Origin of the sequence: Micromonospora sp. DSM 45708 (assembly GCF_039566955.1) — a bacterium.
Classification (GTDB): Bacteria; Actinomycetota; Actinomycetes; order Mycobacteriales; family Micromonosporaceae; genus Micromonospora.
The window spans coordinates 6,238,719-6,262,323 of record NZ_CP154796.1; the positions used below are offsets into that span (position 1 = coordinate 6,238,719).

At 72.0% G+C, this 23,605-nt stretch carries 22 protein-coding genes; 6 read left to right on the top strand and 16 right to left on the bottom strand.

Translation table 11 applies throughout. The annotated features are described in order from the left end of the window. Positions 1-19: 19 nt before the first annotated feature. Together mqnP and VKK44_RS27180 are read right to left on the bottom strand one after the other, a co-directional pair. Positions 20-922, bottom strand: coding sequence for a menaquinone biosynthesis prenyltransferase MqnP (gene mqnP / locus VKK44_RS27175; protein WP_343444021.1), 903 nt, complete (start codon positions 920-922; stop codon positions 20-22). Further along, positions 919-2,379, bottom strand: a complete 1,461-nt coding sequence (locus VKK44_RS27180; RefSeq protein WP_343444022.1) for a menaquinone biosynthesis decarboxylase — start codon at positions 2,377-2,379, stop codon at positions 919-921. The genes mqnP and VKK44_RS27180 overlap by 4 nt, the downstream gene beginning before the upstream one ends. 109 nt (positions 2,380-2,488) lie before the next feature. Here VKK44_RS27180 and VKK44_RS27185 point away from each other — a divergent pair, with 109 nt between their 5' ends. Continuing rightward, positions 2,489-3,361 (top strand): alpha/beta fold hydrolase, encoded by an 873-nt coding sequence (locus VKK44_RS27185; RefSeq protein WP_343444023.1) that lies wholly within the window; start codon positions 2,489-2,491, stop codon positions 3,359-3,361. A gap of 12 nt (positions 3,362-3,373) precedes the next feature. Here the strand turns inward: VKK44_RS27185 and VKK44_RS27190 are convergent, their stop codons facing one another. Continuing rightward, a complete protein-coding gene (locus tag VKK44_RS27190; protein ID WP_281943667.1) occupies positions 3,374-3,565 on the bottom strand; it encodes a DUF397 domain-containing protein in 192 nt (63 codons plus the stop codon). After that, positions 3,553-4,344, bottom strand: coding sequence for a helix-turn-helix domain-containing protein (locus tag VKK44_RS27195; RefSeq protein WP_343444024.1), 792 nt, complete (start codon positions 4,342-4,344; stop codon positions 3,553-3,555). Before VKK44_RS27195 ends, VKK44_RS27190 begins: the two co-directional genes overlap by 13 nt. Positions 4,345-4,581: 237 nt before the next feature. On the opposite strand from VKK44_RS27195, the gene VKK44_RS27200 reads away from it, so the two are divergent. Next, on the top strand, positions 4,582-4,860 hold the full coding sequence (locus tag VKK44_RS27200) for a hypothetical protein (protein ID WP_343444025.1): 279 nt from the start codon (positions 4,582-4,584) through the stop codon (positions 4,858-4,860). 40 nt (positions 4,861-4,900) lie between these two features. Here VKK44_RS27200 and VKK44_RS27205 read toward each other — a convergent pair whose 3' ends face one another. Then, the gene (locus VKK44_RS27205) at positions 4,901-5,455 is read right to left on the bottom strand and encodes a carboxymuconolactone decarboxylase family protein (RefSeq protein ID WP_343444026.1); all 555 of its coding nucleotides are present in this window, start codon (positions 5,453-5,455) and stop codon (positions 4,901-4,903) included. A 63-nt stretch (positions 5,456-5,518) separates the two neighbouring features. Between VKK44_RS27205 and VKK44_RS27210 the strand changes: the two genes are divergently transcribed. Then, the gene (locus tag VKK44_RS27210; RefSeq protein WP_343444027.1) at positions 5,519-5,989 is read left to right on the top strand and encodes a MarR family winged helix-turn-helix transcriptional regulator; all 471 of its coding nucleotides are present in this window, start codon (positions 5,519-5,521) and stop codon (positions 5,987-5,989) included. Positions 5,990-6,056: 67 nt separating this feature from the next. Here VKK44_RS27210 and VKK44_RS27215 read toward each other — a convergent pair whose 3' ends face one another. Then, complete coding sequence (locus VKK44_RS27215; protein ID WP_343444028.1) at positions 6,057-7,268, bottom strand: pectate lyase; 1,212 nt, start codon at positions 7,266-7,268, stop codon at positions 6,057-6,059. A 235-nt stretch (positions 7,269-7,503) separates the two neighbouring features. On the opposite strand from VKK44_RS27215, the gene VKK44_RS27220 reads away from it, so the two are divergent. After that, positions 7,504-8,850 carry a hypothetical protein gene (locus VKK44_RS27220; protein ID WP_343444029.1) on the top strand — a complete coding sequence of 449 codons (1,347 nt, stop codon included), beginning with the start codon at positions 7,504-7,506 and terminating at the stop codon, positions 8,848-8,850. A gap of 108 nt (positions 8,851-8,958) precedes the next feature. Here the strand turns inward: VKK44_RS27220 and ccsB are convergent, their stop codons facing one another. The 6 genes from ccsB to hemL are packed head-to-tail and all read right to left on the bottom strand — an operon-like array spanning position 8,959 to position 14,945. Continuing rightward, positions 8,959-9,927, bottom strand: coding sequence for a c-type cytochrome biogenesis protein CcsB (gene ccsB, locus VKK44_RS27225; protein ID WP_343444030.1), 969 nt, complete (start codon positions 9,925-9,927; stop codon positions 8,959-8,961). Beyond that, complete coding sequence (gene resB / locus VKK44_RS27230; protein ID WP_343444031.1) at positions 9,927-11,546, bottom strand: cytochrome c biogenesis protein ResB; 1,620 nt, start codon at positions 11,544-11,546, stop codon at positions 9,927-9,929. The genes ccsB and resB overlap by 1 nt, the downstream gene beginning before the upstream one ends. After that, positions 11,546-12,382 (bottom strand): cytochrome c biogenesis CcdA family protein, encoded by an 837-nt coding sequence (locus tag VKK44_RS27235; protein ID WP_343444032.1) that lies wholly within the window; start codon positions 12,380-12,382, stop codon positions 11,546-11,548. Before VKK44_RS27235 ends, resB begins: the two co-directional genes overlap by 1 nt. After that, complete coding sequence (locus tag VKK44_RS27240; protein WP_343444033.1) at positions 12,382-12,957, bottom strand: TlpA family protein disulfide reductase; 576 nt, start codon at positions 12,955-12,957, stop codon at positions 12,382-12,384. The genes VKK44_RS27235 and VKK44_RS27240 overlap by 1 nt, the downstream gene beginning before the upstream one ends. After that, positions 12,957-13,604, bottom strand: coding sequence for a histidine phosphatase family protein (locus tag VKK44_RS27245; protein ID WP_282286066.1), 648 nt, complete (start codon positions 13,602-13,604; stop codon positions 12,957-12,959). Before VKK44_RS27245 ends, VKK44_RS27240 begins: the two co-directional genes overlap by 1 nt. 3 nt (positions 13,605-13,607) lie before the next feature. Then, positions 13,608-14,945: a glutamate-1-semialdehyde 2,1-aminomutase gene (gene hemL, locus VKK44_RS27250; RefSeq protein WP_343444034.1), complete on the bottom strand. Its 1,338-nt coding sequence runs from the start codon at positions 14,943-14,945 to the stop codon at positions 13,608-13,610. 223 nt (positions 14,946-15,168) lie between these two features. On the opposite strand from hemL, the gene VKK44_RS27255 reads away from it, so the two are divergent. Beyond that, entirely contained in the window at positions 15,169-15,501 is a 333-nt protein-coding gene (locus tag VKK44_RS27255; RefSeq protein ID WP_343444035.1) for an STAS domain-containing protein, read from the top strand. A gap of 83 nt (positions 15,502-15,584) precedes the next feature. Here VKK44_RS27255 and VKK44_RS27260 read toward each other — a convergent pair whose 3' ends face one another. Both VKK44_RS27260 and VKK44_RS27265 read right to left on the bottom strand, forming a co-directional pair. Next, a complete protein-coding gene (locus VKK44_RS27260) occupies positions 15,585-17,177 on the bottom strand; it encodes an ABC transporter permease (RefSeq protein ID WP_343444036.1) in 1,593 nt (530 codons plus the stop codon). Continuing rightward, on the bottom strand, positions 17,174-18,076 hold the full coding sequence (locus tag VKK44_RS27265) for an ABC transporter ATP-binding protein (RefSeq protein ID WP_343444037.1): 903 nt from the start codon (positions 18,074-18,076) through the stop codon (positions 17,174-17,176). Before VKK44_RS27265 ends, VKK44_RS27260 begins: the two co-directional genes overlap by 4 nt. A gap of 87 nt (positions 18,077-18,163) precedes the next feature. Between VKK44_RS27265 and VKK44_RS27270 the strand changes: the two genes are divergently transcribed. Next, positions 18,164-18,667, top strand: a complete 504-nt coding sequence (locus tag VKK44_RS27270) for a GbsR/MarR family transcriptional regulator (protein WP_343444038.1) — start codon at positions 18,164-18,166, stop codon at positions 18,665-18,667. Between the two features lie 3 nt (positions 18,668-18,670). Here the strand turns inward: VKK44_RS27270 and VKK44_RS27275 are convergent, their stop codons facing one another. Continuing rightward, positions 18,671-19,228: a response regulator gene (locus tag VKK44_RS27275; RefSeq protein WP_343444039.1), complete on the bottom strand. Its 558-nt coding sequence runs from the start codon at positions 19,226-19,228 to the stop codon at positions 18,671-18,673. Then, the gene (locus tag VKK44_RS27280; protein ID WP_343444040.1) at positions 19,225-23,589 is read right to left on the bottom strand and encodes a HAMP domain-containing protein; all 4,365 of its coding nucleotides are present in this window, start codon (positions 23,587-23,589) and stop codon (positions 19,225-19,227) included. The genes VKK44_RS27275 and VKK44_RS27280 overlap by 4 nt, the downstream gene beginning before the upstream one ends. Positions 23,590-23,605: the final 16 nt, after the last annotated feature.

Sequence of the window (23,605 nt, forward strand, 5' to 3'; positions counted from 1 at the left end):
GGCGGCCGACTCGGGCAGGTCACGGCCGCAGGCCGAGCCGGACCACCAGGTCGAGCAGCGCGAGCACGAACAACGCGATCCCGACGAACCCGTTGGCGGTGAAGAACGCCCGGTTGACCTTGCTCAGGTCGGTGGGGCTGACCACCAGGTGCTGGTAGGCGAAGGCGACCGCGGTGAGCGCCAGCCCGATCCACCACAGCCAGCCGAAGCCGACCAGCGCGCCGAACCAGATGAACAGCGCGAACGTCACCACGTGTGCGGCGGTGGAGGCGTGCAGCGCGAAGCGCCGGCCGTACCGGGCGGGGACGCTGTGCACCCCGATCTCCCGGTCGATCTCCGAGTCCTGGCAGGCGTAGATCAGGTCGAAGCCGCCGATCCAGAGCCCGACGGCGGCGCCGAGCAGCCAGGCCGGGCCGGAGCCGTGGAGCGTGCCGGTGACCGCGAGCCACGCGCCGACCGGGCCGACCGCCTGGGCCACCGCGAGGATGGCGTGCGGCCAGTTGGTGAAGCGCTTGCCGTACGGGTAGACCACCAGCGGCACCACGGCCAGCGGCGCGAGCATCAGGCAGAGCGGGTTGAGCAGCGCGGCGGCGGCCAGGAAGACCACCAGCGCGACGGCCGCGCCGGTCCAGGCCGTCCGCACGCTCACCGCCCCGGTGACCAGTTCCCGGTTCGCGGTACGCGGGTTCCGGGCGTCGATCCGCCGGTCCAGGATCCGGTTGGCGGCCATCGCGAACGTCCGCGCGCCGACCATCGCCACCGTGATCAGCAGCAGGTCGAGCCAGCGGACCCGCCCGCCGTCGACCTGCATCGCGGTCAGCGCCGACAGGTACGCGAACGGCAACGCGAACACGGAGTGCTCGATCGCGACGAGCTTGAGGAAGGACGTGACCCGGCCGGGCCGCTCCGCCACCACGGTCATCGGATTCCGTACTCCTGCCAGCGCTTGTCGACCAGGGAGGTCACCTCGGGGGACATGCGCATCTCCTCCGGCCAGCCTCGGGTGTAGCCCTCGGTGGGCAGCTTGCGGGTGGCGTCCACGCCGGCCTTGCCGCCCCAGAACTGCTGGTACGAGGCGTGGTCCAGGTGGTCCACCGGCCCCTCGGTGAGGAGCAGGTCGCGGGCGTAGTCGACGTTGCCGAAGGCGCGGAACGCGACCTCGTTGTAGTCGTGCACGTCGCAGTCCTCGTCGACGATAACGATCAGCTTGGTCAGCGACATCATGTGCGCGCCCCAGATCGCGTTCATCACCTTCTGCGCGTGCTTCGGGTAGCGCTTGCGGATCGACACGATCGCGCAGTTGTGGAACACGCCGGCGGCGGGCAGGTCGTAGTCGACGATGTCGGGGATCAGGAAGCGCAGCAGCGGCGCGAAGATCCGCTCGGTGGCCTTGCCGAGGCCGTGGTCCTCCTGCGGCGGCTGGGACGTGACGATCGAGTGGTAGACCGGGTCGCGCTGCATGGTCATGGTTTCGATGTGCAGCACCGGGAACGGCTCGACGGGCGTGTAGAAGCCGGTGTGGTCGCCGAACGGCCCCTCGGGCAGCCGCTCGCCCGGTTCGAGGTACCCCTCCAGCACGACCTGGGCGTGCGCCGGCACCTGCAACGGGACGCTCAGGCAGTCGACCATCTCGACGCGCTCGCCGCGCAGGAAGCCGGCGAACAGGTACTCGTCGATGTCGGCGGGGAGCGGCGCGCTGGCCGCGTACGCGACCGCCGGGTCGGCGCCGATGGCGACCGCCACCGGCAGGCGCTGCCCGAGCCGCTCGGCGACCGCGTGGTGCGCGGTGGAGTTCTTGTGGATCTGCCAGTGCATGCCGAGCGTGTTCCGGCCGTGCTGCTGGAGCCGGTACAGCCCGAGGTTGCGCTTGCCGGTCTCCGGGTGCTTGGTGTGGGTCAGGCCGAAGTTGTGGAAGATGCCGCCGTCGCCCGGCCACACCTGCAACCCGGGCAGCCGGTTCAGGTCGACGTCGTCACCGGAGTAGACCACCTGCTGGCAGGGAGCGGTCCGGACCTTCTTCGGCGGCATGGACTTGAGCTGCATGACCTTGCCGAGCCCACCCATCATGCCGGTGAAGCCCTGCGGCAGCTCCGGCTTGAGCAGCTCGCCGATCCGCGCGCCGATCTCGTCGAGCGACTCGACGCCGAGCGCCATGGCCATCCGCTTCTCGGTGCCGAACAGGTTGACCGCCACCGGCATCTCGCCCCGGGTGGGCCGCTCGAACAGCAGCGCCGGCCCGCCGGCGCGGACGGTCCGGGTGACCACCTCGCTGATCTCCAGCGTGGGGTCGACCGGGACGCTCACCCGCCGCAGTTCACCCGCGCGCTCCAGCGCCGCGAGAAAATCCTTGAGATCGTCGTACGGAAAGCCACGCCCCATGCCTCCATCCTCCCCCACCCCCCTGAGGTGCAAGGAAGGGCCCCTTCTTAACGCATTCGGTAGAGGCGGGGCCCCCTTTTAACGCCCCGTCGGGCGGGTAGTCGGCGGCATGGGCGACGAGCGGGTGCCAGCGGGGTTCAGCGAGCAGCGGGCCCAGGTCGGCGACGTGGAGATCAACTATGTCCGAGGGGGCCAGGGCCCCACGCTGGTCCTGCTGCACGGCTACCCGCAGTGCTGGCGGATGTGGCGGCACGTGCTGCCGGAGCTGGCGCGCTCCTACGAGGTGATCGCCCCCGACCTGCGCGGCTTCGGTGACAGCGACGCCCCGCCCGACGGCTACGACAAGAAGACGGTCGCCGCCGAGCTGCACGGGCTGCTCACCGCGCTCGGCCTGGCCGGCGACATCCGGCTGGTCGGCCACGACCTGGGCACCATGGTCGCGTACGCCTATGCCGCCGCCCATCCCGACGCCGTCGCCCGGCTGGTGCTGACCGAGGCGCCGATCCCGGACGAGAGCATCTACGCCATGCCGGCGCTCACCGCGGCCGGCCCGGCGGTGTGGAACTTCGGTTTCTTCACCGTGCCCAACGGCCTGCCCGAGCAGCTCGTCGCCGGCCGGGAGGCGCTCTGGGTCGACCGGTTCACCGACTCGATCATGGTCAACAAGGGCAGTCTCGGCCCGGACGACATCGAGGAGTACGCCGGCCACCTGCGCGACGAGGCGCACCTGCGGGCCAGCTTCGCCTACTTCCGGGCGTTCGGGCAGGACGTCGCGGACAACACGGCGTACCGGGGCACGAAGCTGCCGATGCCGGTACTTGCCGTCGGCGCGCAGGCCAGCCTCGGCGGCCAGGTGGCCGAGCAGGTGCGCCGGTACGCCGATCGGGTCACCGGCGAGGTGGTCGAGGACTGCGGCCACTGGCTGTTCGAGGAGCAGCCGGCGAAGCTCACCGCCCTGCTGCTGCCGTTCCTCAAGGGTTGACGGACGGGCGGGTCAGCCCCGGCGGGCCGACTCGACGAACGCGCGCCAGGCGGCCGGGCGGAACGTCAGCACCGCCCCGGCGCGGTCCTTGCTGTCCCGGACGGCGACCACGCGCGGCAGGTTGTCGGCCACCTCGACGCAGTTGCCGCCGTTGGTGCTGCTCCGGGTGCTGGTGCGCCACCGGGCGCCGGTCAGGTCCGCCATGTCTCCGCCACCTCCGCTAGCAACTCCATCGACTGCCGGGGCGGCAGCGCCTCCCCCTCGATCGACTCCCAGGACGACCGGACCGCCAGCACGTCCTCGGTGTGGTCGATCACCTGGCCCTTGAGCTGATCGTCCAGATAGGCGACGTCCTCCCCGGTGGGGAGCGTAGCAAGCACGAAGGCCCCGGAGACACCGGAATATGCGCCGACCGAGGCGGGCACCACCTGGAGCCGGACCCGGGACCGCTCGGTGGCCAGCTTCATCAACCGCAGCACCTGCTCACGCATCACCAGCGGCCCACCGACCGGCCGGCGCAGCACGTGCTCGTCCAGCACCGCGACGAGCTGCGGCGGCTTCTCCCCGGTCAGCACCGCCTGCCGCGCCAGCCGGGCCTCCACCCGCTGCTCCACCTCCGCCTCCTGGAACAGGCCGACGCTGCGGAACAACGCGCGGGCGTACGCCGAGGTCTGCAACAGCCCCGGCACCACCGTGTTCTCATACGACCGGAGCACGGTGGCCTGCCGCTCGTTGGCCTCCCAGGCCCGCATCCACTGCGGCGACCCGAACCGGGCCAGCATCCGGCCGAACGCGCCACCGGTGTCGAGCGCCACGTCGGCCCGCTCCCAGAAATCCGGTGGCGGCTTGCGCGCCCCGGTCTCGACCATCGCCACAGTCGACGGCGAATAGCTGATCGCCTTCGCCAGATCCTCCTGGGTCATCCGCCGGGCCGCGCGCATGTGCCGCAGCTCCTCGATCAGCACCTGTAAGCGCTCGTCCATCCGCACGCCCTCCTCACGGCCGCGTTCCGTGTGTCTCACCGACCTCACCGACCGCCCGGCCCGACACACCGAGTGACCATACGCCTTCCGCCAGTAGTTCCGCCGTCCCGAAACTGGGCGCAGCGGAATCGTTCGGATCCGACCCGAAAGGACGGACGAAACCGCGGAGGGGCCGTCCGGTACGTCGGCGGCGGACGGCCCCTCCTCCAGCCCGGGGACCGAGAAGAGGACCGTGCGATGACGCGACGTCACGACCCGCACCGGCCACTGTGGCTCTGCCGGGCCTGCGGCGGCCCGTGGCCGTGCGGCCCGGCCCGGCTGACGCTCCTGACCGAGTACGGGGCGGACGGCCGCGTCGCTCTGTGCATCCACCTCGCCGGGCTGCTCTACACCGCCGTGGAGGATCTGTACCGGCTCGCCCCGCAGGACGCGCCGAAGCCCGCCGCGCTGCACGAACGCTTCCTCGGCTGGGCCGCCCCACGCCGCCCCCGGAGCGAAGGCGGGGGCCCCGCTTAACGTATTCGGTAGAGGCGGGGGCCCCGCCTAACACCTCACCTCAGGCGGCCGGCTGCCAGGCGTACCGGTGCAGGGGCGCGTCGAGCGGCGCGGCGGTGAGCCGGTTCGCGAACGTCGAGATGGTGTAGGTCCCGACGCCGAGCACGACGTCCAGCGCGTGCCGTGGCTGCCAGCCGGCGGCCAGGAACGCGTCCAGCTCGGCGTCGGGGACCGCGCCCCGGTGGTCGAGCACGGCGACGGTGAACCGGCGTAGCGCCTCCAGCCGAGGCTCGGGCAGCGCCCCGCCGGCCCGCAGCGCGTCGATCAGCTCGGGCGCGGCGTCCTGCCGGGTGAGCGTGGCGGTGTGCATGGCCACGCAGAGGTGGCACTCGTTGCGGGTGGCGACCGTCAGCACGACCACCTCCCGGGCGACCGGGTCGAGATCGGTGACCTCGAAGGCGGCGTTGGCGGCGAGGAAGCCCTTGAGCAGCTCGGGTGAACCGGCCATCAAGCCGACGGCGGCGGGCAGGTGGCCCAGTTTGCGGTGGACGCCGGCCATGACCGGGCGGGCGGCGGCCGGCGCGGTGTCGGGTTCGTACGTGGTGAAGCGGGACATCCGGGGTCCCCTCTCGTAAGATAGTCAACATGGTTGACCAAACCGTAAACCAGGTTGTCGAACATGGCAACGCCTGACCGCCCCGGCTTCGCGCTGCCGCTGCTGCTGCTCGCCGGCTTCCGCGCGCTCGTCGACGACCTGCACGCCGAGCTGGCCCGGCACGGGCACCCCGAGCTGCGACCGGCGCACGGCTTCGTCCTCCAGGCCGTCGGACCGGCCGGCACCACCGCCTCCGACCTCGGGCAACGCCTCGGCGTCTCCAAGCAGGCCGCCGGCAAGACGGTGGACCGGCTGGTCGCGCTCGGCTACCTGGAACGGGTGGACGACCCCGCCGACGCGCGCCGGAAACTGGTCCGGATGACCGCCCGGGGTCACGACGGGCTGCGCCGCTCGGCGACCGTCTTCGACGAACTGCGCGACCGGTGGGCGGCCACGCTCGGCGCGGACCGGGTCGCCGCCATCGAGGACGACCTGCGCCGGATGGTCCCCGCCGACGTGTTCCGCCTCGACGTCCCCGGCTGGTTCGGCGCGTGAACCCCGGTCGTCACGAAGCACGAAAGGGGCACCCGGCCGGACGCCGGGTGCCCCTTTCTGAACGCCACTACCGGAAGATGACGTCACTTCTGTTGACCTTGCAGTTGGCGTCGTTCCAGCCCTCGCCGAGGTAGCTGGGTTCGCTGCCCTTGGCCACACCCTTGTACTTGCCGCAGATGGTGGCCGAGCCGATCACGACCACACGAGTGATCGTCGCGGTGTCGTTCCAGTTGCTGTTGATGCCGGTGAGCATGTCGATGTCGTCGACGAGGACGTTGTCGACACGCACGTGGCGGGTGTACGAGGTGGAGCAGTTGCCGCAGGCGCGGTACAGCTTGCCGGACCCCTTGAGATAGAAGCCGGAGATGCTGACGGTGCCGTTGCCGTTGTGCTGGAAGGTCTTGTCGCTGCCGCTGCGCGCGCCGCCACCGATGACGTAGGACGTGCCGCCGTTGGTCTGCTTGAAGGTGGCGGCGTCCTCGCCGATGTCGTTCCACCACACGTTGCGCAGCGTGCAGGTGCCCTCGCAGTGCACGCCGTCACCGGCGGGCGAACCGAGGATGACGTTCTGGAGCGTGCCCCCGTTGGCGATCTTGAACATCGGGTCCTGCGACTCGCCCTGCCCACCGTCACCCATGCAGCAGTAGGTCTTCATTCCACCGTCGAAGGTGCCGGAGACGTTGACCGTGCTCGAGATGCTCACCGAGCCGGCCGACGACGGCCACGCACCGGTCGGCGTGCCCGGGTTGCCGGTCGGGCCGGACGTCGGACCGCTGGTGGGGCCACTGGTCGGGCTGGTGGTCGGGGTCGAGCCGCCGCTGGAGTACGTCTCGAACTCGGCGATTCGCGGGGCGCCGGACGCGCTGGTGATGACAAAGGAGATCTTCTTCAGCGACGTCGAGGAGAAGGTGATGACGCTCGGGGCGCTGCTGCCGCTGGCCAGGACGGCGCCCGTGTCGTAGTTCTTGAGCTGCCAGCCGCTGATCGAGCCACCGCCCGAGCCCTGGACGATGACGGCCGAGGACACCGTGGTGGCGCTGCCCCACTTGACCGAGACCGTGCCGGTCGAGCCGCTCGGCGACCAGTAGGTGCCGGCGTTGCCGTCGATGACGTTGCCGTAGCTGGTGCCATCGGCCTTGCTGGAGCCGTCGGCGCCGGCGCCGAGGCTGAGGTTCGTGGCGGCCGAGGCGTCGGGGACCTGCAACGCCAGCGCGATGACGGCACCTGCGATCGCCGTGGCACCGCCGGCCAGCCACCGCGTGGCGACTTTTCGTCTCATCCGGTTTCACCCTTTCAAGCGTGCGTACTCTGTATGAGAAAGCGCTTTCTGTTAACCATAGACATCCATCGATGAGATGGCAAGCGGCGCCTACGTGTGGCAGTTCATCCCGGTGGCCGGCGCTACCTTCACCGACTCCGGCAGCGGCACCTGCCACTGACTGACCGTCACACCCTCCTCATAGGATCGCGGACGTCGGCCGCTCGGGCCGGCGTCCCCGTCCGCAAGGAGTTCGATGAGACGTCTGCGCGTTTCGGCCGGCGCGGCGGCGCTGGCCACGCTCGGGGTGGTCGTGGCGCTGCCGGCCCCGGCCGCCGCCGACCCCGGTCCCGGCTGGGTCGGCGGCTGGCTCGGCGACACCACCCTCGGCGGTCCGGCCGCACCCGCCCGCACCGCCGCCTTCTCGCTCAGCAGCGACGCCGACGCGGTGCACCCGCGCGTCCGCATCGACGTGAGCGGCCTCGCCGACGTCGCCACCGCCACGTTCCCGGCCGGCTGCGACCGGGCGGGCGCGGTGGCGACCTGCCCGATGCCCGCCGACGCCACCACCGACGAGTTCGGCGGCGTCACCGGCACCGTCCCGATCGTGCTCCGCGCGGTGGCCGGCGCGGTCGACGGCGTCGCCGGCACCATCGGCTGGGCGACGCTGGCCGACGGCGTCGACGGCGAGGCCCAGCAGGCGGCCGTCACGGTGCGCACCGGGCCGGACGCCGTCGACCTCGTCGACGCGTACGTGGAAGGCGCCGGCACCGGCGACCGGCTGGCCGTGCCGGTGACCCTCCTCAGCGCCGGCGATCAGCCGGTGACCGGCCTGCGGGCCACGTTCCGCTTCCCGGTCGGGCTGGAGCCGGCGGCGTTCCGCAACTGCCGCTACGGCACGGGTGGCCAGCTCAGCACCGTCGTGGTCTGCCACTTCGGCCGCGAGCTGACGCCGGGCCGGCGCTACCAGGTGCCCGATGGTTTCCCGACCACTGTCGGCCCGGCCGCGGTCGGCGACAAGCGCATCGTGCAGACCGTGGCGCCCGAGGCCACCGCCGGCCCGCTGCCCGAGGGCGTGGTGCTGCGGCGCCGCCCGGCGGACGCGGCGCTGCGGCTGCGCCCGGTCGGTGACGCGGTCGACGTGCTCGGCCCGGATCAGCAGTACGCCTCCGGTCAGTACTATCTCCGCGCCGTCTACGGCGCGTTCGACGTGGTCGCGCTCGGCGCGACCGCCGCCGGGGCGCCCGGCGACACGGTGCGGGTCCGGGTCGGCCTGCGCAACGACGGGCCGGGCGTGCCGGACGGCACCGTCTCCGGCGGCGACGCCGCCCGCTTCACGTTCACCCCACCGGCCGGGACGGTGGTGACGAACGCGCCGGAGGACTGTTCGGGCAACGGCGACGAGGAGGACCCGGGCGCGCCGATCACCTGGTACTGCACGATGCCGGGCGCTGTCTTCCCGGCCGGCGACACCTTCCTGGTCGACGTCGACCTGCGGATCGACGGCCCACTGGGCGCTCCGGGCTCGGTCGCCCTGCCCTACAGCTACCCCCGACCCGACGACGACCCGGCGAACGACACCGCCCCGGTCGTCATCGGCTGAGCCGGCGACGACGCGACCGCCGGGAGTCGCCCGACTCCCGGCGGTCGGCGCCGCCGTCGAGACCACCGACCAGCGATCGGCCGGACGGCCGAAGAGCGGCCGACCGCGTCAGTTGACGCCGGCGTACGAGTGCAGGCCGGTGAAGAAGAAGTTGACCCCGAACAGGTTCATCAACACGGTCAGGAAGCCCACCACGGCGATCCAGGTGGCCACGTTGCGCTTGACGCTCGGCGTCGCCCGCGCGTGCAGGTAGCCCGCGTAGACCACCCACGAGATGAACGCCCAGGTCTCCTTCGGGTCCCAGCCCCAGGCCCGCCCCCAGGCCGCCTCGGCCCAGATCGCGCCGGCGATCACCGCGAACGTGAAGATCGGGAACGCGAAGGCGTGCGTCGTGAAGGTCAGCCGCTCCAGCCCGGCCGCCGCCGGCAGCCGGCGGGCCAGGGTGTACGGGAAGCTGCGCCGCCCCTGCTCCCAACCGGCCCGCATCAGGTACGCGGCGGCCGGCACCACGCCCAGCAGGAAGATGCCCGAGGCGAAGATGATCGTCGACACGTGGATGATGAACCAGTACGACTGGAGCGCCGGCATCAGCGGCACGACCTGGACGTAGAGCTTCAGCTCGGCGAACGCCAGCAGCAGCACCATCACCAGCGTCAGGAACAGCCCGAGCCGGCGCAGCGACGGCTGCTTCCAGAGCACCACGAGCCACGCGGCCACCCCGATCCAGGTGACCGTCAGCACGAACTCGTACATGTTGCCCCAGGGCATCCGCTCGGCGGCGATGCCCCGCGTGACCACGGCGCCCAGGTGCAGCGCGGCGGCGAGCGCGGTGAGCCAGGCGGCGATCCGCCCGGCGAGCGCGGCCCGCGCGGCGGAGCGGTCGGGACGCTGCGGCGCGGCCGGCTCGTCGACGGTCCCCCCGGCCCCGCCGACGCCCGCGCCGACCAGCTCGCGGGCCGGGGCGGCCACGGCCACCTTCCGCGCGTTGCCGACCGCGAACTCCACGGCGTGGCTGATCATCGCGATCAGGTACGCCAGGATCGCGAACGTGACCAGCTGATCCGAGAGTGCGGACATCACTCGTCTCCTTCTCGCGCCCGCCGCTCGTCCGTCCCGCCGCCGCTGACCGCGGCGACGAGCTGCGCGAACTCGTCGGCGAACCCTGGGTGCTCGGTGCGCGGCAGCCCACCGGCCTCCACCAAGCTACTACCGCTCGTCGGAGATCCACCGTCGGGGGGCGACACCCGGAACCAGACCCGACGCCGGCGGGCGAACAGCGAACCCATCAGGCCGAGCAGCAGCGTGCCGCTGGCCACCAGCAGCAGCGTCTGGCCGGGCGCGTGCCGGATCGCGAGCGTCACGTACGGCCGGGTGCCGACGAACTCCAGCGTGCTGCCGTCGTCCAGGGTCCACGTCTCGCCCGGCCGCAGCAGCTTCGTGCCGATCTGCTTCAGCTTGCCGTTGTCGACCTGACGCTGGTCGAGCTGGTAGACCGAGCCGGGGATGCCGGCGTCCAGCCCGAGGTTGCCCCGGTAGGCGGTCAGGTTCAGCGCCGGGTTCCGCTCGGCCGGGAACTGCGAGGCGACGTACGGCGCGCGGTCCCCGGCGGTGGGCAGGTAGAGCCCGTCGAAGGCGACCTGCTGGTCCGCGGCCCGGGTGCCGGTCTTCGGGTCGACGTTCGCGTCCGGGAAGACGGCCACGCCCTCCTCGGTGGCGTTCGGGTCACCGGTGCGCAGGAACGGGTCGTCGCTGGTCTGGCTGGTGCCGAACCGGTCGGTGTACCTCAGCACCGGCGCGTAGCCGTTGCCAAGCAGGTAGACGTTTGCCGCGTCGAGCCGCAGCGGCGAGTTCACCGAGAAACCGGCGGTCCGGGGCGTGCCACCGGGGGAGTCGACGCTGACCGTGGCCCAGAAGCGGGACGCCTGGCCGGAGTCCAGGTAGTCGGCCTCGAACTTCTCCAGCGTGAGGCAGAACGGCGGCAGGTCGGCGCTGTCCACCCGCGGACCGAGCGACGCCTCGGCGTACTGCTGGCGGGTGTTGCAGAACGCGTTGTCCGCGCCGGCGACCAGGATGCGGTTGCCGTGCCAGCCGTACCAGGAACCGACCGCGACGCCGAGCAGGACGGCGATCAGCGAGGTGTGGAACAGCAGGTTGCCGGTCTCCTTGAGGTAGCCCTTCTCGGCGGAGACCTCGTTGCCGCGGACGGTGACCCGCCACCGGCGGCGGCGCAGCACCGCCGCGATCGCGTCCGGGTCGGCGGCGGCCGGGGCCTCCAGCACCGCGTGCTGCGGCAGCCGCTCCAGCCGTTTCGGCGCGGCCGGCGGGCGCATCCGCAGCGCCCGGACGTGGTCGCGGGTACGCGGCAGGATGCAGCCGATCAGCGAGGCGAACAGCAGCAGGTAGATCGCGGAGAACCAGACCGAGCCGAAGACCGCGAACGCGCCGATCCGGTCCAGCCGGGGCGCCAGGTCGGGGTGGTCGACGAACCACTGGTCGACCTTCTCCGGGTTGACCCCGCGCTGCGGCAGCACCGAGCCGGGGATGGCGGCGACCGCGAGCAGGAAGAGCAGGATCAGCGCGGTACGCATGCTGGTGAGCTGCCGCCACGAATTGCGCAGCAGGGCCAGCACCGGGTTGACCCGCCGCCGGGGCGCCTCGGCCGGCGGGGTGGCCGGCCGGTCGTCCACGGACGTCATCAGATGCTCACCTCACCCACACCGACGTGCGTCTGCAACCAGATCACCACGTTCTGCCAGCCGCCGGTGGCCAGTGCCAGGCCGATCACGATCAGCAGGGCCCCGCCGACGCGGGTGACCCAGCGGCTGTTGCGCCGGACGGCGCGGAACACCCCGAGCAGGCGTTGGAAGCCCAGCCCGAAGACGACGAACGGTATCCCCAGCCCGAGGCAATATGCCACGGCGAGCACCACGGCCCGGTCGGCGCTCCCCTCGGTGGCGGCCAGGCCGAGCACCGCGCCGAGCGTCGGCCCGGTGCAGGGCAGCCAGCTCAGCGCGAAGACCGCGCCGAGCACCGGAGCGCCGAGCAGGCCGGCGGCGGGCAGCGCGCGGATGCGGAACTCGCGCTGCATACCAGGGATCACGCCGAGGTAGCCGAGCCCGAGCACCACCACCAGCGCGCCGATGACGATCTCCAGCGTGCGCTCGTACCGGAAGAAGAGCTTGCCGACGCCGGAGAAGAGGATCGCGGTGGCGACGAACACGGCGGTGAAGCCGGCGATGAAGAGCAACGTGCCGGCGAGCACCCGGCCCTTGACGGCGGCGGTGGTGCGGGCCGGCGCGCGTTCCGCCACGGCGACGCCGCCGCCGGTGGGCGGCGCGGCTGCGGGCGGCGTCGCACCCACGCGGCGGCCCTCCAGGTCGGTGCCGGCCAGGCCGGTCACGTACGACAGGTAGCCGGGGATCAGCGGCAGCACGCACGGGGAGAGGAAGCTGACCAGGCCGGCCAGCGCCGCCGCGCCCACCGCGAACAGCAGCGGGCCGGACGCGGCGAGCCGCGCGAACGTCTCGCCCATCAGCGGGAGCCGTTCGGCGCCGGCCGCTCGGCGGCGATCTTCTCCACGATCGGCCGCAGCTCGTCCCGCGTCACCGCGCGGCGGATCACGACCGCGATCCGCCCGTCCCGGTCGAGCACCACCGTCGCCGGGGTGCTGTTCGGCGGGATGTCGAAGTTGAGCGCCTGCCGGCTGGAGGGGTCGAAGATGCTCGGGTAGGTGACCCGGCCCTCCTCGAACGCGATCGCCTTGTCCTTGCTGTCCTGCACGTTGATGCCGAGGAACGTCACACCGGCGCCCTTGGTGGCCTGGTAGGTGGCCTCCAGGTCGTCCGCCTCGGCCCGGCAGGGCGCGCACCAGGAACCCCAGAAGTTGACCACCACGACCTGCCCACGGTCGCGGGCGATGTCGTAGTTCCCGCCGGTGAGCAGCTCACCGCTCACCTTCGGGGTCTTGGACCGCTGGTCCGGGGCACAGGTCACGGTGAGCCCGTCGGCCGCGCACCGGCTCTCCTGACTGCCGGAGGAGCAGCCGACCAGCGCCGTACCGGCGGTGACGGCGGCGAGCAGGGCGGCGGCGAGCCTCCGGGTGAGCATCAGGCCCCCTTGGCCGTCCGGGCGGTCGGCGAGATCGCGATCAGGTGGGCCGCCGGCTCGGAGTAGCCGATGCCGGCGATCCGGGCGCCGTCGAAGTGGAACGAGGTGAGGCTGGCCAGGCCGCACTGCCGGCGGCGCGGGTCGTGCCAGAGCCGCTTGCGCTCGACGTGCCGGCGCAGCGTCCAGATCGGGAGCTGGTGCGAGACGAGCACCGCCTCACGCCCCTCGGCGGCGACGCGGGCGGCGTGCAGCGCGGCGAACATCCGCTCGGCGATCGCCTGGTACGCCTCACCCCAGGACGGCGTGACCGGGTCGCGCAGCACCCACCAGTTGCGCGGGTCGCGGAACGAGCCGTCGCCCGGCGAGACCTTCTTGCCCTCGAACCAGTTCGCGCTCTCGATCAGCCGCTCGTCGACGCCGACGGAGAGGCCGAACTGCGCCGCGATCGGCTCGGCGGTCTGCTGGGCGCGTTCCAGCGGGCTGGCCACCACGTGCACCACGGTCCGCTCGGCGAGCGCCTGGGCCGCCGCCTTGGCCATCTGCACGCCCAGCTCGGAGAGGCGGAAACCGGGCAGCCGGCCGTAGAGGATGCCGTCCGGGTTGTACACCTCGCCGTGCCGCAGCACGTGCACCACAGTCTCCGCCATCGGTTACCCCCCGTGTCCCGCCGCTGCCGCCGCCCGCGCCGCCACCGGCAGGGCGGCGGCGATCTGGTCCCACGCGGCGTCGTCGATCGCCGTCGAGACGAACCACGACTCGAACGCGCTCGGCGGCAGGTAGACGCCGCCGGCGAGCATCGCGTGGAAGAACGCCTTGAACGCCGGCACCTGCTGGGTGCGGGCGCTGTCGTAGTCGTGCACGTCGGCGTCCGTGAAGAAGATCGAGAACATGTTGCCCGCGGTGGAGAGGCGGTGCGGCACGCCGGCGGCGGACAGCGCCTCGGTGGCGAGCTTGCCCAGCGCGGCGGACGTCTCGTCGAGGCGCCGGTAGAGCGCGTCGTCGGCGAGCCGCAGCGTGGCCAGGCCGGCAGCGCAGGCGAGCGGGTTCCCGGAGAGCGTGCCGGCCTGGTAGACCGGGCCGGCCGGGGCCAGCTTCGCCATGATCTCCGCGCGCCCGCCGAACGCCGCGGCGGGCAGGCCCCCACCCATCACCTTGCCGTACGTCCACAGGTCGGCGTCGGAGGCGTCGAGGCCGTGCCAGCCGGCGCGGGAGACCCGGAACCCGGTCATCACCTCGTCGACGATGAGCAGCGCGCCGTGCGCATGGGCGATCCGGGCCAGCTCGGCGTTGAAGCCGTCGCGCGGCGCGATCACGCCCATGTTGCCGGCCGCCGCCTCGGTGATGACCGCCGCGATGTGCGGGCCCTCGGCGGCGAAGGCGGCCTCGACGGCGCGCAGGTCGTTGTAGGGCAGCACGATGGTGTCGCCGGCCGCCGCCCCGGTCACGCCGGGCGAGTCGGGCAAACCGAACGTGGCCACGCCGGAGCCGGCGGCGGCGAGCAGCGCGTCGGAGTGGCCGTGGTAGCAGCCGGCGAACTTGATGATCTTGGCGCGGCCGGTGAAGCCGCGGGCCAGCCGGATCGCCGACATGGTCGCCTCGGTGCCGGAGTTGACCAGGCGCACCTGCTCGACCGGCGTCCGCGCGACGATCTCCTCGGCGAGGTCCACCTCGCCCGGCGTCGGGGTGCCGAAGCTGGTGCCCAGCGTGGCGGCCTCGCGCAGCGCCTCCACCACGGCGGGGTGGGCGTGACCGAGGATCAGCGGGCCCCAGGAGCAGACCAGGTCGACGTAGCGCCGACCGTCGGCGTCGAACAGCCAGGGTCCCTCCCCCCGGACCATGAAGCGTGGGGTGCCGCCGACCGCACGGAACGCACGCACAGGGGAGTTGACCCCGCCGGGCACGAGGGCCTTGGCGCGGTCGAACAGGGCCTCGGAGGCCGGAGCGTCGGCCGGGTAACGGCCGGATCCGGCGGAAAAGGTCTCGGTCACGATGCTCCCCATTGTGTCAGCGCCCGACCCCTCCCCCACCAGCACCCCGCCCCGGGCGTTACCCGCCTCACCCCCTCACCCCTCCGCGCTGTTTCACGGAAAGAGCGGCCATCTCGCATTCCATGGCCGCTCTTTCCGTGAAACAGCGACCGCCCGGAGGTGGGGCGGGTGGGCGGGGAGCGCTCGACGGGCCCGTTGGTGGGGATCGCGATAGGCTGACCGGGTGGATCGTGCCGAACTGTCCATCACCGTGCACCGGACGGGTGACGAAGCCGTGCTTCGCCTGGCCGGTGAGATCGACATGCTCACGGCCGCCCAGCTCTCGACGGTGGTCAACGAGATGCTGGCGGACCCGCCCCCGCGCATCGTGCTCGACCTGGGCGGCGTCACGTTCTGCGACTCGCAGGGCCTCGGCACGCTCGTGGTGCTCAGCCGGAAGGCGAGCCATGCCCAGTGCGTGCTGATGCTGAGCAACGTCGGCGACTTCCTGCTCCGCGTCCTGGACATCACCGGCCTCCGCAGCGCCCTGATGATCCGCAACGAGACCGCCCCCTGACCCACTCGCGATCTCGCACTTTCGGCCCCGGGCGTAGGTGATTCAACCCTTTCGCCGGGGCCGAATGTGCAAGATCAACGGGGTCAGGTGATGGGGAGATCTCGGCGGCGGAAGGTGAGCAGGCCGGTCAGGGTGAGGGTTACGGCCAGGGCGGTGAGCATGAGCAGCGGGGTGGGGGTCCAGGCGGCGCGCAGCACCTGGGGGGTGTGCGTGAACGGGGACAGGTCCAGCAGCCACTGGTTCAGGTTCAGGACAGCGCCGAGCTGGCCGAGCAGGACGCAGACCGCCAGCACCGCCCAGGCGGCCGACGCGAGCCGGGGCAGCAGCCCGTGGAGCAGCACGGCGAGCCCGGCCAGCACCCAGGCGGCCGGCGCCTGGGCCAGCCCCGCGCCGAGCATCCGGCCCACCTGCCGGGGCACCTCGCCCACGCTGAAGCCGTACGTGAGGCCGGTGGCCAGGCCGGTCACCGCGAGCACCACCACCGGCCCGAGCAGCGCGAACGCCACGTGCGAGAGCAGCCAGGTCGAGCGGCGCGTGCCGGTGGCGAGCACCGGTTCGGCCCGGCCGGCGGTCTCCTCCGCGCGCATCCGCAACGCCGCCTGGATGCCGTACCCGGCGGCGGCCAGCCCGGCCAGACTCAGCGTGACGCCCAGGTAGGCGTCGGCCAGCCCGGAGGCCCCGCCCAGCCGGGCCATGACCTCCTCCAGCCGCGGGTTCCCCTCCACCGAGCGCCCGGCCGCCTCGGCGGCGCCGCCCAGGATCAGCCCGAGCAGGCCGAACCCGACCGACCACCAGAGGAGCTGCCCCCGGTGCAGCCGCCAGGCCAGGCCGACCGGACCGGACAGGGCACCGCCGGCGGTGGCCGGCCCGAGCCGGGGCGGCAGCACGCCCGCGCCGAGGTCGCGACGGACCGAGACCGGGTACGCGAACGCCGCGATCAGCGCGATCGCGGCCAGCGGCAGCAGCAGCACCCACCACCGGTCCCCCTCGTACGCCCGCACCCGGGCCGCCCAGCCCAGCGGCGACAGCCAGCTCGGCCAGTCGTTGCCGGCGGTGTCCCCGACCAGGCGCAGCCCGAACGCGGCGCCGAGGCCGGCGAGGCCGATCCCCCGTGCCCCGCCGGCGGTCTCGGTGAGCTGCGCGGCCAGCCCGCCGAGCGTGGCGAAGACCATCCCGGTCAGCGCCGCGGCCAGGCCGTACGCCCAGGAGCCGGCGGCCGGCAGCCCGGTCGAGGCGAGCCCGGCGGCGGTGAGCAGCCCGAGCAGCAGATCGGCGGCGTACGTGACGAGCAGTGCCGCGGTCAGGCCGGCGTACCGGCCGAGCACGCTGCCGCCGAGCAGCTCCCGCCGGCCGGCCTCCTCCTCGGTGCGGGTGTGCCGGATCACCGTGAGCAGGCTGGCCAGCGCGACGATCACCAGCAGGAAGCCGCTGCGCTGGGCGGTCAGCGCGCCGACGCTGTCGCCGTAGACCGGGCCGAGCAGCGCGACGATGGACGGGTTGCGGGCGGTCCCCTCGGTGTACGCGGCCCGCTCGGCGGCGGTGGGGAACAGCTCGAAGAAGCTGGTCGCGTACGACATCGGCAGCACGGCGAGGACCAGCACCCAGAGCGGCAGCAGGACGCGGTCCCGGCGCAGGATCAGCCGGGCCAGGTGACGGGTCCCGGTGAGCGCGCTCATGAGAGCACCTTCTCCGGGGCGGTCTCGTAGTGCCGCAGGAACAGTTCCTCCAGCGTGGGCGGCGTGCTGACCAGGCTGCGGACGCCCAGTTCGGTGAGGCGGCGCAGCGCGGTGTCCAGCGCGGCGGTGTCCACGTCGAAGCGCACCCGGTGGCCGTCCACCCGCAGGTCGTGCACGCCGGGCAGGTCGGCCAGCCCGTCGAGCGGGGCGGTGACCTCGGCGTCGATCGCGGTGCGGTGCAGGTGGCGCAGGTCGCCGAGCGTGCCGGACTCCACCGCGCGGCCGGCCCGGATGATGGTGACCCGGTCGCAGAGCGCCTCCACCTCGGCCAGGATGTGGCTGGAGAGCAGCACGGTGCGGCCGTCGTGGCGGGCCCGGCGGACCCAGTGCTGGAACACCTCCTCCATCAGCGGGTCGAGCCCGGAGGTCGGCTCGTCGAGGATGAGCAGCTCGACGTCGGAGGCGAGCGCGGCCACCAGGCCGACCTTCTGCCGGTTGCCCTTGGAGTAGGTGCGGCCCTTCTTGCGCGGGTCCAGCTCGAACGACTCCAGCAGCTCGGCGCGGCGCCTCGGGTCGAGCCCGCCGCGCATCCGGCCGAGCAGGTCGATCACCTCGCCGCCGCTGAGGTTGGGCCAGAGCGTGACGTCGCCGGGCACGTACGCGAGCCGGCGGTGCAGCGCGACGGCGTCCCGCCACGGATCGCCGCCGAGCAGCCGGACGGTCCCCGCGTCCGCCCGCAGCAGGCCGAGCAGCACCCGGATGGTGGTCGACTTGCCCGAGCCGTTGGGGCCCAGGAAGCCGTGCACCTCACCGGTGCGGACGCTCAGGTCGAGTCCGTCGAGCGCCCGGGTCCGGCCGAACGTCTTCACCAGGCCGGACACCTCAATGGTGGTTTCCATACTTCGGAAGCTACGCTCGTTTCAGAAACTTGTGAAGACAGTGAGAGGTGAGAGACGATCACGGGGATGAGCGCCGAGGAGACGACCATGAGCCAACCCCCCGCGTACGACGAGGAAGAGGTCCACCTCTTCGTCGAGCGGATGGCGATGGCCTTCGCCGACGTCGGCTTCCCCCGGATGGCCGCCCGGGTCCTGTTCACCGTGATGAGCGCCGACGACCCGCTGACCGCGGCCGAGATCGCCGAGCGGCTGGGTGTCAGCGCGGCGGCCGTCTCCGGCGCGGTCCGCTACCTGACCCAGTTCGCCATGCTGGTCCGCGAGCCGGTCAAGGGCTCCCGACGCGACCGCTACCGGATGCCGGACAACCCCTGGTACGAGGCGACCATCACCAAGACCAACCTCTACAAGAACTTCATCGACATCGCCGGTGGCGGCGTCGACGCGCTGCGCGGCCGGAGCACCCCGGCCGGCGAACGGGTCACCGAGATGCGGGACTTCTTCCTCTTCGTACAGGACGAGGTGGAGTCGCTCGGCGACCGGTGGCGGGCCCATCGGGCCGCGACCGGGCACGGCGGCCCGGCCGGCGGCTGAACCTCAGCGGGTGTTCCCCCAGCGGGCCTGCTCCAACAGGTCCGCCGCCCGCTCCCGGGCCGCCGGGTCGTCGTCGGTACGCAGCAACGCGGTCGCCGCGTCCACCGCCTCGGCGAGGCGTCGCCACTGGAGGTCCCGCTCCCGCACCAGATCCGACTGGGCGGCGAGCTGCCGGGTCTTCACCCACAGCTCGACGAAGACCGTCACCTTGGCCCGCAGCACCCACGGATCGAACGGCTTGGTCAGGTAGTCGACCGCACCGACCGCGTAACCGCGCAGCGCGAGCTGGGCGTCCTTGTCCGCCGCGGTGAGGAAGATGATCGGTACGTGCCGGGTGCGCTCCCGCCGCTTGATGTGGGTGGCGGTCTCGAAGCCGTCCATGTCCGGCATCTGCGCGTCCAGCAGGATCACCGCGAAGTCGTCCACCAGCAACTGCTTGAGCGCGGCCTCACCGCTCTCCACCGCGACCGACTGCACCGGGAGCCCCTGGAGGATGGCCTCCAACGCCATCAGGTTCTCCCGCCGGTCGTCCACCAGCAGGGCCTTGGCCGTCTGCGTCACGCGTTCTCCTCGCCTCTGCTGCGGCCGATCCAGGACGCCATCAGCCCGATCAGCTCGTCCAGGTCCACCGGCTTGGTGATGTAGTCGCTGCCGCCGGCCGCCAGCGCCGACTCCCGGTCGCCGGGCATCGCCTTGGCGGTCAGGAACACGATCGGCAGGTCCGCGAAGCGGTGGTTGCGGCGGATCTGCGCGGTCGTCTCGTAGCCGTCCTGATCCGGCATCATCGCGTCCATCAGGACGATGTCCACCTCCGGGTGCTCGGCGAGCTGACGCACGCCGTCCACGCCGTTGTCCGAGTACAGCACGGTCATCCCGTGCAGTTCCAACGCGGACGTCAGCGCGAACACGTTCCGGACGTCGTCGTCGATGATCAGGACGGTCACGCCGTCCAGCCGGCGGGTCGCCGGCGTCTCCTGCGGCTGCGGCAGCTCCATCGGCATGAGCAGCGACGACGGCAGGCCCGCGCGGCTCGGCGACGGCGGGGCCGGCGCCACCACCGCGTCCGGCGCCAGCACGTCCGGTACGAAGAGCGTGAACGTCGACCCCTGCCCGGGCGCGGACGACACGGTGATCGTGCCGCCGAGCAGGCGGGCCAGGTCCCGGCTGATCGACAGGCCCAGCCCGGTGCCGCCGTAGCGCCGGCTGGTCGTGCCGTCGGCCTGCTGGAACGCCTCGAAGATCAGCGAGAGCTTGTCGTCCGAGACGCCGATCCCGGTGTCGATGACGGTGAACGCGATGACCCGCTGCGCGTTGGTCAGTGCCGGCACGTCGAAGACCGCGTTCTCGGCGGCCGGCCCGATGCGCAGCGTCACCGCCCCGTTGTCGGTGAACTTCACCGCGTTCGACAGCAGGTTGCGCAGGATCTGCTGCAACCGCTGGGCGTCGGTGACCAGGGCCGGCGGCAGTTCCCGGCTGACCCGGACCTGGAAGTCCAGGCCCTTCTCCTCGGCCTGCGGCGCGAACGCCTGCTCGACGTAGCCGCGGATCTCGGCAAACTGGATCTCGGCCGGCTCCACGTCCATCCGGCCCGCCTCGATCTTGGACAGGTCCAGGATGTCGTCGATCAGCGACAGCAGGTCCGAGCCGGCGCCGTGGATGGTCCGGGCGAACTCGATCTGCTTCGCGCTGAGGTTCCGCTCCGGGTTTTCCGCCAGCAGCCGCGCCAGCAGCAGCAGGGAGTTCAGCGGCGTCCGCAGCTCGTGGCTCATGTTGGCCAGGAACTCCGACTTGTACGCCGACGCGCGGGTGAGCTGCTGCGCCTTCTCCTCCAGGCCGAGCCGGGCCAGCTCGATCTCCCGGTTCTGCGTCTCGATGTTGGCCTTCTGCTCCGACAGCAGCTTCGCCTTGTCCTCCAGCTCGGCGTTGGTGCGCTGCAACTCCGCCGACTGGTCCTGCATCTCGTGCGCCAGCCGCTGCGACTGTGCCAGCAGCTCCTCCGTACGCCGGTTGGCCTGAATGGTGTTGACCGCGACGCCGATGGTGAGCACCAGCCGCTCCAGGAACGACAGGTGCAGCTCGGAGAAGGTGGTCACGCCGGCGAACTCGATCACGCCGAGCAGCTCACCCTCGAACAGCACCGGCAGCACCACCAGGTCGGCCGGGGGCGTGTCGGCCAGCCCGGAACGGACCACCAGCCGGCCGCCCGGCTGCGCCTTGACCCGGATGGTGCGGCGGGAAAGCGCGGCCTGCCCGACCAGCCCCTCGCCCGGGCCGAACGTGACGTCGTGGCCCCGGGCCACGTAGCCGTACGAGGCGGTGAGCCGCAGCCGCATGCTGCCCTCGGAGCTGTCCGCCAGGAAGAACGCGCCGAGCTGCGCGTCGACCAGCGGGGTCACCTCCATCATGATCATGCGGCAGACCTCGCCCAGGTCCCGCTGGCCCTGGAGCAGGCCGCCGATGCGGGCCAGGTTGGAGTCGAGCCAGCCCTGCTCGGCGTTCTTCTTGGTCGTCTCCCGGAGGGTGACGATCATCTGGTTGATGTTGTCCTTCAGCTCGGCGACCTCGCCCTGCGCCTTCACGTTGATCCGCTGGGTCAGGTCGCCCCGGGTCACCGACGTGGAGACCTGCGCGATGGCGCGCAACTGCGTGGTCAACGTCGAGGCGAGCTGGTTGACGTTCTCGGTGAGGTCGCGCCAGGTGCCGGAGACGCCCTTCACCTGGGCCTGGCCGCCGAGCTTGCCCTCGGTGCCCACCTCGCGGGCCACCCGGGTCACCTCGTCGGCGAACGAGGAGAGCTGGTCCACCATCGTGTTGACGGTGTTCTTCAGCTCCAGGATCTCGCCCTGCGCGTCCACCGTGATCTTCTGACCCAGGTCACCCCGCGCCACCGCCGTGGTGACCGACGCGATGTTGCGGACCTGGGAGGTCAGGTTCGACCCCATCGAGTTCACGTTGTCGGTCAGGTCCCGCCACGTGCCGGAGACGCCCTTCACCTGCGCCTGACCGCCGAGCTTGCCCTCGGTGCCCACCTCACGCGCCACCCGCGTCACCTCGTCCGCGAACGACGAGAGCTGGTCCACCATCGTGTTCACCGTGGACTTCAGCTCCAGGATCTCGCCCTGCGCGTCCACGGTGATCTTCTGCGACAGGTCGCCCTTGGCGACCGCGGTGGAGACCTGGGCGATGTTCCGCACCTGGGCGGTCAGGTTCGACGCCATCGAGTTCACGTTGTCGGTCAGGTCCCGCCACGTGCCGGCCACGCCGCGCACCTGGGCCTGACCGCCCAGCTTGCCCTCGGTGCCCACCTCACGCGCCACCCGCGTCACCTCGTCGGCGAACGACGAGAGCTGGTCCACCATCGTGTTCACCGTCGACTTCAGCTCCAGGATCTCGCCCCGGGCGTCCACGGTGATCTTCTGCGACAGGTCGCCCTTCGCCACCGCCGTGGTGACCGACGCGATGTTGCGGACCTGGGAGGTCAGGTTCGACGCCATCGAGTTCACGTTGTCGGTCAGGTCCCGCCAGGTGCCGGAGACGCCCTTCACCTGCGCCTGACCACCGAGCTTGCCCTCGGTGCCCACCTCACGCGCCACCCGCGTCACCTCGTCGGCGAACGACGAGAGCTGATCCACCATCGTGTTCACGGTGTTCTTCAGCTCCAGGATCTCGCCCTGCGCGTCCACCGTGATCTTCTGACCCAGGTCGCCCTTCGCCACGGCGGTCGACACCTGGGAGATGTTCCGGACCTGGCTGGTCAGGTTGCCGGCGAGCTGGTTGACGTTCTCGGTGAGGTCGCGCCAGGTGCCGGAGACGCCGCGCACCTGGGCCTGGCCGCCGAGCTTGCCCTCGATGCCGACCTCGCGGGCCACCCGGGTCACCTCATCGGCGAACGACGAGAGCTGGTCCACCATCGTGTTCACGGTGTCCTTCAGCTCCAGGATCTCGCCCTGCGCCGCCACCGTGATCTTCTGGCTCAGGTCGCCCTTCGCCACCGCCGTCGACACCTGGGCGATGTTGCGGACCTGGGAGGTCAGGTTCGACGCCATCGAGTTGACGTTGTCGGTCAGGTCCTTCCAGGTGCCGGCCACACCCGGCACCTGCGCCTGACCGCCCAGCTTGCCCTCGGTGCCCACCTCACGCGCCACCCGCGTCACCTGCTCGGCGAAGAGGCGCAGCGTGTCGGTGAGCGAGTTCATGGTGTCCGCCAGCTCGGCCACCTCGCCGCGCGCGCCGACGGTGATCTTCTGCGACAGGTCACCCTTCGCCACCGCGGTCGCCACCTGGGAGATCGACCGCACCTGGCCGGTCAGGTTCGACGCCATGGTGTTCACCGAGTCGGTGAGGTCCTTCCAGGTGCCGGCGACGCCGCGCACGTCGGCCTGGCCGCCGAGCTTGCCCTCGGTGCCCACCTCACGCGCCACCCGGGTCACCTCGTCGGCGAACGACGAGAGCTGGTCGACCATGGTGTTCACGGTCCGGCCGATCCGCAGGTACTCACCGCGCAGCGGGCGTCCGTCGATCTCCAACGCCATGTGCTGGGACAGGTCGCCGTCGGCCACCGCCACGATGACCCGGGCGATCTCGGTGGCCGGCCGGCCCAGGTCGTCGATCAGCGAGTTGACCGCCCGCTGCCCCTCCGCCCAGGAGCCCTCCAGGCCCTCGTCGTCGAGGCGCTCGGTCAGCCGGCCGTCCCGGCCGACGATCCGGCTGATCCGGCGCAGGTCCAGGTGCTGCCGTTCCTGGAGCGACACCACGTCGTTGAACGCGTCGGCCACCTCGCCGGAGCGGCCCGCCCGTCGCGGCAGGCGAGCCCGGAGGTCGCCGCGGGCCACCCGCTGCAACGCCTCGACCAGCTCGCCGAGGAGCGCCTCGTGGTCGGTGGCGGACGGATCCGCGCTCACCGACTGTTTCGCCGTGGTCATCATTCCTCGCTCAGCT

Coding starts and splice junctions, on each gene's coding strand:
- mqnP (WP_343444021.1), bottom strand. CDS start 922: ATGACCGTGGTGGCGGAGCGGCCCGGCCGGGTCACGTCCTTCCTCAAG.
- VKK44_RS27200 (WP_343444025.1), top strand. CDS start 4,582: ATGACGCGACGTCACGACCCGCACCGGCCACTGTGGCTCTGCCGGGCC.
- VKK44_RS27220 (WP_343444029.1), top strand. CDS start 7,504: ATGAGACGTCTGCGCGTTTCGGCCGGCGCGGCGGCGCTGGCCACGCTC.
- VKK44_RS27190 (WP_281943667.1), bottom strand. CDS start 3,565: ATGGCGGACCTGACCGGCGCCCGGTGGCGCACCAGCACCCGGAGCAGC.
- VKK44_RS27265 (WP_343444037.1), bottom strand. CDS start 18,076: ATGGAAACCACCATTGAGGTGTCCGGCCTGGTGAAGACGTTCGGCCGG.
- ccsB (WP_343444030.1), bottom strand. CDS start 9,927: ATGTCCGCACTCTCGGATCAGCTGGTCACGTTCGCGATCCTGGCGTAC.
- resB (WP_343444031.1), bottom strand. CDS start 11,546: ATGACGTCCGTGGACGACCGGCCGGCCACCCCGCCGGCCGAGGCGCCC.
- VKK44_RS27280 (WP_343444040.1), bottom strand. CDS start 23,589: ATGACCACGGCGAAACAGTCGGTGAGCGCGGATCCGTCCGCCACCGAC.
- VKK44_RS27215 (WP_343444028.1), bottom strand. CDS start 7,268: ATGAGACGAAAAGTCGCCACGCGGTGGCTGGCCGGCGGTGCCACGGCG.
- VKK44_RS27180 (WP_343444022.1), bottom strand. CDS start 2,379: ATGGGGCGTGGCTTTCCGTACGACGATCTCAAGGATTTTCTCGCGGCG.
- VKK44_RS27270 (WP_343444038.1), top strand. CDS start 18,164: ATGAGCCAACCCCCCGCGTACGACGAGGAAGAGGTCCACCTCTTCGTC.
- VKK44_RS27245 (WP_282286066.1), bottom strand. CDS start 13,604: ATGGCGGAGACTGTGGTGCACGTGCTGCGGCACGGCGAGGTGTACAAC.
- VKK44_RS27185 (WP_343444023.1), top strand. CDS start 2,489: ATGGGCGACGAGCGGGTGCCAGCGGGGTTCAGCGAGCAGCGGGCCCAG.
- VKK44_RS27240 (WP_343444033.1), bottom strand. CDS start 12,957: ATGCTCACCCGGAGGCTCGCCGCCGCCCTGCTCGCCGCCGTCACCGCC.
- VKK44_RS27260 (WP_343444036.1), bottom strand. CDS start 17,177: ATGAGCGCGCTCACCGGGACCCGTCACCTGGCCCGGCTGATCCTGCGC.
- VKK44_RS27205 (WP_343444026.1), bottom strand. CDS start 5,455: ATGTCCCGCTTCACCACGTACGAACCCGACACCGCGCCGGCCGCCGCC.
- VKK44_RS27235 (WP_343444032.1), bottom strand. CDS start 12,382: ATGGGCGAGACGTTCGCGCGGCTCGCCGCGTCCGGCCCGCTGCTGTTC.
- VKK44_RS27195 (WP_343444024.1), bottom strand. CDS start 4,344: ATGGACGAGCGCTTACAGGTGCTGATCGAGGAGCTGCGGCACATGCGC.
- VKK44_RS27210 (WP_343444027.1), top strand. CDS start 5,519: ATGGCAACGCCTGACCGCCCCGGCTTCGCGCTGCCGCTGCTGCTGCTC.